We start from the raw sequence: 8,027 nt of genomic DNA, 5'->3' as shown, positions 1-8,027 counted from the left end.
GCCCGCTCACGGACCTCAGGTGAGAACTTGTTCGACTTGTTCATAGCTCCATCTTCTCAAGAGTTGGAGCCTCCTCAAAACCCGGGGCGATTCACACCAGCCGTCACCAGCCCGTTCAGCGGTGCTCCGAACGAGATCGCGCGAATAGCGGGCGGTCAACTCATCACACGCGAATCCCAAACGGGATCTGCCCTCGATCAGCTCGGCGATGCGCGCAGACCGCCAGGGCCCACGTGGGCTGCCGCGTAGCACCTCACCGGCCTGCACCACCGACTGCAAATAGGGCTCGGCCAGGAGTCCATGGCCGAGTGCTTCCATCAACAGCATCGTCTCCAGTGGGCCCCCATCCAGTCCGCCGTCCGCCGCCGCAAAGGGCAACGCGAGCCAACCCATTTCGGCCATGTCCGACCATAGCTCGTCAGCAGGTTGGCGCCCCTCGGAACGCCAGCGCCGCCAGGACTCAAAGCTACAACGCTCTCGCACGTAGCGAGCGGCGCTGTCCTTAAGCAGCCGCTGCTCGTCACTCAGCTCGAAGTCCATCTGGCGCGGCGAAATCGATCAGAACTTGTACTCGACCTGCACGCCGAAGGTACGAGGGTCAAGCAGGCGCACGTTGCGGTAGCTGCCGATAAGTGCGTCTTCGATAGTGATACTGGTGACGTTGCTTGCGTCGCTGAGGTTTTTGACGTAAGCCTTTACCTGGATCGTGCCTTTTGAATTGGCGAAGCGAAGTTGCAGGTTGGTTACTCCCCAAGCCCCGATCACATCGGTCGGTGTGTTGAATTCGCGTGCGAAGTACTTGTCCTGCCACACATAGTCGAAGCGAGAAGTCATCGTCCAGCCCGTGTCAAAGAGGCCTGTCGTGTACTGCGCGCCAAGCTTGATCTTGGTCTCGGGCGCACTCGGCAGCTTGTTACCTGCCAGGTTCACCGCCACTTCGGGGGTCTTGCTGGTCAGACTTTGGCCCGGGTTGGCCGCGTCTACAGTGACAAAACTTCCGAGTTTCGTATTTAGCAGAGAGAAGTTGGCGTCCAGCAGCCACGATCGCGTGGGCGCGAACAGCAGCTCCAGTTCAGCGCCGGAGGTGGTCGCGTTGGCGTTGGACGCTATGGCTGAACCCGAGATCCGCTGGGCCAGCTGCATGTTCTTGTAGTCGTTATAGAACAGTGAGGCGTTGGTCCGCAGAGTACCGCCCAACCATTCACTCTTCAGACCAAGTTCGTAGGCCGTGACGGTCTCCGGTTCGAACGTCGGATTCTTGGCGTTGCCGGCGTTGAAACCACCGCCTTTGTACCCTGTTGCCACTGTGCCAAACAGCATCGCATCCTTAGAGATGCGATAGTCAAGCGAAGCCCGGCCCGTCCAAGACGACGCATCTATCGTGGGCTTCTGAGTAAATGGTTGTGAGGCGGTCAACACGATGTTTCGGGACAGCGTGTCGCGCTTCTCTGTGCTGTAGCGCGCACCCAAGGTCGCGCGCAGGTCGTTGCTGAAGTTGAGTTGACCTTCCCCAAACCAAGCCGATGCCCTGGTGGTGGACTTGAGCGTCTCGCCATTGATGAACCATGTTTCGGCCGGGCGCCCCAAGGCCTTTTGAAACAACTCAAAGAACGGATGCCAAATGAAGAACCCACTGCTGCCCTCGCTCTGGTAGTGAAACAGGCCTGTGGTGTATGTGAAGAAGCCCTTGCCCTTGGAGGCAAGGCGGACCTCGTGGGAAGTCGTCTTGCTCTCGCCGGTTGAGCTGTCAGTAGTCAGTAGTTGGTCGGTTGTAACCGTCACGTTGCGCGACATGCTGTAAGTGACCGGCTTGGCAAAGCGGAACGGTAGTGCTGCGTTGTCCCAGTCGGTGTTTTGCTCAGTGCTGGACTTGGAATAGCCACCGATGTACGTGAGTGTGACTGGATCAAACTCGTGGCTGAGTTCGAAGGTGGCGGACCTTTGCTTGAGGCGAAAGGTCGCGTCAAAGTCGGCCGCCACGGCACGCAAGTCGGTCGGGTTTGGCGCGCCCGTGTAGATGTTGCTGCCCGGCTTGACAAGCCCCGCGGGGCTCAGCACTGCGTTGGCGAGAGTTTTGAAAATCGTCGCGTTGTAGTCTGGCGAATCGAAGCCCAGATCGTTCGGACTGCACCCGAGAACGGGGTCGGCCTTGCATTGACGCTTGGCCTCACGGGTTCGTGAGCTGTTCTCGTCGTATAGGGCCAGCATCAGATTGGCTTCGGTATTGTCACCCAGAAGAAGGCGCGTTGAACTGCGCACGCTGTACTGGTCGCGACCGTCAACACGCCTGCCGGTGGCTTCGTTGCGAGTAAAGCCATCGCGCTTTTGCACGTAACCAGCGAACCGTTGGCGCAGATCGTCCGTGATGGGAATATTCACCATGCCGACGGCGCGGCGTTGATTGAAGTTTCCAAGCTCCAGGGACAGGTTGCCACCCAGTTCACTCGTCGGGCGCTTGGTGAAGACTGACAGCGCGCCCCCCGTGGTGTTCCGCCCAAAAAGTGTGCCCTGTGGGCCACGCAGCACTTCGACGCGGTCCATGTCGAACAAATCGTCATAGGGAATGTAGCCAATGGTGGCGCCGTTGACGGCCAGTCCGACACCGTTATCACCGCCGAGCGAGGCGTTGCCGATACCGCGAATGGTGAAACGATCATTGCCTGTGAGCACGGCGTTTGGGATTGAGAACTGCAGGTCGGCCGCTCCGCCGATCTTGGCTCGCTCAAGGGCATCAGCCGAGAAAGCGCTCACGGCGACCGGAACGGTCTGCGCGGCCTCTAGTCGCTTGCGCACAGTCACGATCACGCGGTCCAACACGGCGGGCTCTTCCTGTGCCACCGGCGTGTTGGCCTCTGACTGAGCACGGCCGGCACATGGTGCCACCAAGGCGGCAACTGCGAGGGCCAAGAAAGTGGGGCGGGGAAGGCGGGCAGAACTCGAATTGAAACTTAGCATCAATGTCTCCGTGCGGCGTTGTGCGCTGTTTGCGCTTGTGGGTGGCGGCCGGTGCTCGCCTTGTCGACTTGGCGGTCCAACCTCTTGTTGTACTAACCGTCAATTAGACTATTTGGATGGCCTGGGTCTGTCAATAGCTGTTTGCCAGATCGTCAATGAGCCGATCATGGCAATTGAGCTCCGCCTCAAGGTTGGTGCTTGTACAGCGTGTCCAGCAACTCAACAAAGTAGGGGCGGACATCGCCGCCGAGCACCTGCGTCATCAGCACACCTGTGATGCCACGCCCAGGATCCACCCAGAAGTAGGTAGAGGCCGCACCTGCCCAGAAGTAGCCATCAAGCGGCAGAGCCGCCGGCGATCTCTCGGGCGATTGAAATGTGGCAAAGCCAAGGCCGAAACCCATTCCACTTCGCTCAAGATTGGTGTCTCGCAGTGCTAGCGCATCGAGCTGGTTGTGTGTCATGGCAGCCACAGTGTCCCGACGCACAATTCGCACACCGTCCACTTCGCCGCGTTGCAGCATCAGCAGCAGGAAGCGCTGGTAGTCCGCAGCCGTTGACACCAGGCCCGCGCCGCCAAAGTCGGCCACCCGCCGGGCTGCGAACACGCTGTTCGCTGGGTCATCAACAAGGTTGAAGGTTGACGCCGCAACCGTCTGCATGTCCACCCGAGAAAAAATACCCGGACCCTGCGGCGCCTTGGCCGGGGCCATATAGGCCGCAGTCAGGCGATTCAGTTGCTCAGGCGCAGGCTGGAAGCTGGTGTCGCGCATCGCCAGCGGCTTCAGCAGTCTCTCTGCCATGGCATCGCGAAGTGATTTGCCCGTCACTACCTCGACCACACGCCCCAGCACATCGGTTGCGTTGCCGTAGCTGTAGCGCATGCCGGGTTGGGCCAACATCGGGATGGCTGCAATTCGCTGCGTCAGGTCGGCCAGCGACTCGATCGCCGGACTGCCATCCGTAGGAACGATCTTATTGCCCGCGCCATGGTCGATGCCGCGCTGCACATACATGCGACTCACTGGGTCAGGCAGCGCCGAAACATAGGTAAGTCCCGCCGTGTGCCTGAGCAGATCTCGAACGGTGACTGGCCGCTGTGGTGGCACGGTCTCGGGCGGAAACGTCGTGCTGCCGTTGTGCACTGCCGTCTTGGAGAATTCAGGCAAATAGCGCGCCACGGGGTCGTCAATCGATAGACGCCCCTCCTCCGCGAGCATCATCACCAGCATGCTGGTCAGCGGCTTGGTCATCGAGTAGATGCGAAACAGACTGTCGAGCTGCATGGGCCGCGAACGAGAAACATCCGACAGCCCGAACGCGCCCTGCAGCCAGGGTCTCCCATCGCAGCGCACGTCGATCACAGCGCCAGGCGCGTGACCCCGAGATACCAGGGACTGCGCGAGGTTGCGCAAGCGCTCGCCATCGGCAGGCCGGAGTCCGCACTCGCGGTCAGCCGCCTGTGCCATCAAGCAGGCCAAGGCCAGCACGGGCGCGAGCAAAAGAGTTCTTCTCAAGAGTTTCATCTAAGGCGTTCCGACAAGTAGTAAGCGGTAGGTGGAGCAGCTTGCGCTGGGAAAAATCCTCTAGACATCAGGAATGTCTTACTGTACAAACCGTCAATAAGAATATGGCGGCGCAGGTTGTGCTGTCAATCGGAACCAACGCTTTTCGCCTCAATGACTGAACTGAACGAACAGCCCATATCGCCGCCACGCGTCGACTTTCGACCCTATGCACAGGAACTGCACGCTCTGGCGCAGACGTGGACGCAGTCATCCCTGTTTGCCCGGCTAGACCCAGATGGACTGGCAGTGATTGCCCCGCATGGGAATCGAACCTTTGCGCAGTTGCACGAACGCGCCAATCGCCTGTCGAATTGGTTCAGCGCCCGCGGACTGGTGCCCGGCGATGCCGTCGCGCTGCTCTGTCGCAATCGCGCCGAGTTCCTAGAGGTGCTGCTCGCCGCTCTGCGCTGCGGCCTGCGCCTGACACCCATCAACTCGCACATCACTCATGAGGAAGCGCGGTACATCGTGCAGGACTGTGGTGCCCGCGCGTTGATGGTGGAGGAGTGTCTTGATGCGCCCAGTCTGGCGTTCGAAGGTCTGTGCCGCCTGGTCATCGACGGCGCGGGCCCGGACAACTATGCCGACGGTCTAGCAGCGAGCGATGCGCGCGAGTTGCAGTACCCCCAAGCGGGCACGTTGATGCTTTACACCTCGGGCACGACCGGTCGCCCCAAAGGCGTTTTCAGTGGTCGGCCTGACGTGGTCGAGCCGCAGTTCGCTGGTACGCTGGTGAGCTACCAATCCGGCGACATGGCAATGTGCTGCGGTCCGGCGTACCACGCGGCACCGCTCCTGTCTGACATTCGTTGGCCGCTCGCGTCCGGCGTACCGATCTTGATGATCGAGAAATGGGATTCGCAGCAGGTGTTGGCGCTCATGGCACTGCACCGGGTCAGCCACGCGCACATGGTACCCACCATGTTCCAGCGACTTCTCGCGCTGGAGCCCACCGTGCGGGCCCGCTTCGACCTGAGCGCCTTGCGCTTTCTGGTCCACGGTGCGGCGCCCTGCCCCATCCCGGTGAAGCGCGCAATGATCGACTGGGTCGGCCCCGTCCTGTATGAGTACTACGCGGCCACCGAGGGCGGCAACGACCTTCTCGTCGACTCGCATCAGTGGCTGCTCAAGCCCGGCACCGTCGGCCAAGTGAATCCCTCGCTGGGCACTTGCATCCTGGACGACTCGGGCCAAGAAGTCGGCCCTGGCGTGATCGGGCGCATCTACTTTGCAGCACCTGCAGTGGGCCGCTTCGAGTACTACCGCGATCCTGAGAAGACCGCAGCGACATATGAGGGCAATCGCTTCACGCTTGGCGACATGGGCTACGTGGACGCCGACGGCTTTCTCTTCCTGACCGGGCGGGCCGCTGAATGCATCATCTCGGGAGGCGTCAACATCTATCCAGTTGAAGTGGACCAAACCCTTATGCGCCACCCTGCTGTCCGCGAGATTTGCACGGTAGGGGCGCCGGATGACGAGTGGGGCGAACGCGTGGTCTCGGTGGTCGTGCCCTCCCCGGCGTACGCACCAAACCCCGAACTTGGCGCCGAGCTAATGGCCTTCGCCGCACAGCACCTAGCGCGCTTCAAATGCCCACGACAGATTGTGTTTGCCACCGCGCTGCCACTGACAGCGACCGGCAAGCTGTTGCGCAACCAGGTCCGCCAGCGCTTCTGGCAGGGCCGAGACAAGACCATCTGAGGCCAGCGCCACAGCCCCATGAGTTCCCTCACGAAGCAAGCATCGCCCATAGTCGGGCTACACCACGTGGCGATATCCGTCCGTGACATCGAAGCTGCCACGCGCTTTTACAGCGAGGCAGTCGGCTGCACACGCTGGAGCGAAGCCAAGCGGCTGAAGCTGGCCGCAGATGTCGTGACTCTGTGTTGGCCCAACGCGGGCCTGGTGCTGCTGCCTGCGGACGACACCCTGCCACGGGTGCGCCGACCTGTCAGTGAGGCAGGCATTGCCCACGTTTGCATTCAAACGCCCGCCATCGGCCCGATAGTGAATCGCTTCAAAGCGCAAGGCGCCCAGCTGCATAGCGAGCCCATCGACCTTGGGACTGGCTTCCTGTACTGCTACGCCCGCGACCCCGAGACAAACGTCATAGAAGTCGAATGTGTGGCACCCGTCTGGCCGGATGAGCAGCCGTGGCTGGCCCACGCCAACATCGTCACCCATGATCTGCGTCGCCTGGTCGGCTTCTACAGCCGCCTTCTCGGCGTGGAGGCCGTCCGCAGCCCACTGTTGCGTGACGACGAACGCATGGACACCATTGCCGACCTGCCCAACGTGCAGCTGCGCGCGGCCTGGCTTAACACAGGCAACGCGCAGATTGAGCTGATGCAGTATGTCCAGCCGGCGACACAAGCCGAAACAGGCCGCCGCGAGCGCGGCGCGACCGGCTTCGCCTACCTCGCGTTCGAGGTCACCGGCCTGGCCGAGGCCTGCAAACATCTCAAGGCTTGCGGCGGCGAATTCACCGAAGCACCAACGCCGGGTGCAACGCAGGCCTGGGGCTTGGACCCCGACGGCAACCGCGTGCTGTTGCTTGACCTGGGCGCCACATCGGATGCCGGTCTACGCATCAGTGCCCTTGCCGATCCTCAAATCACTCAGCGCTTCTCCGCCGCACGGGCCGCTTTGGCCCCTGCCCCTTGAGGCGAACGCCTCCCTTACTCCAATGCCCTCACGCTCCATGACCATATCTTCTCCTTCGCCTGCCTCAGTCACCCAGCTCATAGGACGCGTGGCCTTGGTCACCGGCGCGGCGCGCGGCATCGGGCTGGCCACTGTTGTGCAGATGGCCCAGTCCGGCATGCGCATCGTGGCCTTCGACCGCCCTGGAGCTGACTGGGGCGAAGTGCGCCTGGCCGGTGCCAGTGAACTGCTTGAAGTCGAAGGTGACGCCGGCAGCAGCGCTGACTGGGAACGTCTGTTGCAAAGCACACTGGAGAAGTTCGGGCAACTCGACGTGCTGGTGAACAACGCTGGCATATCAGGGGCCATTTGCCCCCTGATTGACTACCCGGATGAGATCTTCGACGAAGTCATGCGCGTCAATGCGCGCGGCGTGTTTCTCGGCCTGAAGCACGGCGCCAGGGCCATGAAGGGGCGAGGTGGATCTATCGTCAACGTCTCATCGGTGTCCGGCATCGGCGGCGGACGATTTGTCGCAGGCTACACCGCGAGCAAGCATGCGGTGGTGGGCATGACCAAGCTGGCCGCGACAGAACTTGCCGCGGAGGGAATCCGCGTCAACGCCGTCTGCCCCTCGCCGACATCCACCGAGATGACCTTGGCCATGGAGCGCGAATCCCACGACCCGGATGCCGTTCGCCGGGCCATGACTCGCGTCATTCCCTTGGGCAGATATGCCGAGGCCAGCGAGATTGCCAACCTCATCCTTTTTCTGGCCAGTGACGCGTCATCCTTCATGACCGGTACAGCCATTCCCATCGACGGCGGCCTGAAGGCCGCTTGAACCGGAGCGTTAAC

General features: G+C 61.6%; 6 protein-coding genes. 3 read left to right on the top strand and 3 right to left on the bottom strand.

Going from position 1 to position 8,027, the window contains the following annotated elements; genetic code table 11:
• Positions 1 to 15: 15 nt before the first annotated feature.
• From DES47_RS26615 to DES47_RS26605, 3 genes are all read right to left on the bottom strand, one after another.
• Positions 16 to 540 (bottom strand): acyl-CoA dehydrogenase family protein, encoded by a 525-nt coding sequence (locus tag DES47_RS26615; protein ID WP_133703817.1) that lies wholly within the window; start codon positions 538 to 540, stop codon positions 16 to 18.
• An 18-nt stretch (positions 541 to 558) separates the two neighbouring features.
• On the bottom strand, positions 559 to 2,805 hold the full coding sequence (locus DES47_RS26610; protein ID WP_243748477.1) for a TonB-dependent receptor: 2,247 nt from the start codon (positions 2,803 to 2,805) through the stop codon (positions 559 to 561).
• A gap of 335 nt (positions 2,806 to 3,140) precedes the next feature.
• On the bottom strand, positions 3,141 to 4,481 hold the full coding sequence (locus DES47_RS26605) for a serine hydrolase domain-containing protein (protein WP_133703815.1): 1,341 nt from the start codon (positions 4,479 to 4,481) through the stop codon (positions 3,141 to 3,143).
• A gap of 153 nt (positions 4,482 to 4,634) precedes the next feature.
• Here DES47_RS26605 and DES47_RS26600 point away from each other — a divergent pair, with 153 nt between their 5' ends.
• The 3 genes from DES47_RS26600 (at position 4,635) to DES47_RS26590 (ending at position 8,013) form a co-directional block, all read left to right on the top strand.
• The gene (locus tag DES47_RS26600; protein WP_133703814.1) at positions 4,635 to 6,227 is read left to right on the top strand and encodes an AMP-binding protein; all 1,593 of its coding nucleotides are present in this window, start codon (positions 4,635 to 4,637) and stop codon (positions 6,225 to 6,227) included.
• A 66-nt stretch (positions 6,228 to 6,293) separates the two neighbouring features.
• The gene (locus DES47_RS26595) at positions 6,294 to 7,190 is read left to right on the top strand and encodes a VOC family protein (RefSeq protein ID WP_208115132.1); all 897 of its coding nucleotides are present in this window, start codon (positions 6,294 to 6,296) and stop codon (positions 7,188 to 7,190) included.
• Positions 7,102 to 8,013, top strand: coding sequence for a glucose 1-dehydrogenase (locus DES47_RS26590; RefSeq protein ID WP_133703812.1), 912 nt, complete (start codon positions 7,102 to 7,104; stop codon positions 8,011 to 8,013). The genes DES47_RS26595 and DES47_RS26590 overlap by 89 nt, the downstream gene beginning before the upstream one ends.
• Positions 8,014 to 8,027: the final 14 nt, after the last annotated feature.

The sequence above is a fragment of the Roseateles toxinivorans genome (assembly GCF_004362525.1).
Lineage (GTDB): Bacteria > Pseudomonadota > Gammaproteobacteria > Burkholderiales > Burkholderiaceae_C > Paucibacter > Paucibacter toxinivorans.
This window is presented reverse-complemented; position numbering and strand designations above follow the sequence as displayed.

What these genes read in the sequence shown, in the direction of transcription:
- DES47_RS26615 (WP_133703817.1), bottom strand. Translation starts at nt 540, where the DNA reads ATGGACTTCGAGCTGAGTGACGAGCAGCGGCTGCTTAAGGACAGCGCC.
- DES47_RS26605 (WP_133703815.1), bottom strand. Translation starts at nt 4,481, where the DNA reads ATGAAACTCTTGAGAAGAACTCTTTTGCTCGCGCCCGTGCTGGCCTTG.
- DES47_RS26600 (WP_133703814.1), top strand. Translation starts at nt 4,635, where the DNA reads ATGACTGAACTGAACGAACAGCCCATATCGCCGCCACGCGTCGACTTT.
- DES47_RS26590 (WP_133703812.1), top strand. Translation starts at nt 7,102, where the DNA reads ATGCCGGTCTACGCATCAGTGCCCTTGCCGATCCTCAAATCACTCAGC.